Raw genomic sequence first — 317 nt, 5'->3', positions numbered from 1 at the left:
TCGGCTGACGGTTCATCAACTCAAACGGCCTTTGATATTAACATCATTGATGATACAACTACCGACCAGGATGATGTTTTAACCGGCAAAACCATTGCTGATATTGATACGGCAGCAGATGAGATTTCGGAAAGTGCCTCCCTTGGCGATGCTGTTCACATTACTGCTAATGTGGTAGATGCCGACGGCGATGCAGTTACTTATGAGTTGACCGATGATTTTCATAGTTGGTTTGCGATTGACGCTTCGACCGGAGTAGTGACAGTGAAAGGCAACATCGACTACGAATCTGATTTGTTGACCGATCACAAGGCAAC

The 317-nt window shown here is 45.4% G+C and carries 1 protein-coding gene; it reads left to right on the top strand.

Features of this window, described 5'->3' with window-relative positions; translation table 11 throughout:
* On the top strand, positions 1-317 hold a 317-nt coding region (locus NQ163_RS20725; RefSeq protein ID WP_268192206.1), incomplete at both ends, for a cadherin repeat domain-containing protein.

It is taken from the genome of Marinifilum sp. D737 (assembly GCF_026672275.1).
Taxonomy (GTDB): Bacteria; Bacteroidota; Bacteroidia; order Bacteroidales; family Marinifilaceae; genus Marinifilum.
The sequence above is the reverse complement of the archived record's forward strand: the minus strand, read 5'-3'. Positions and strand labels throughout refer to the sequence as shown.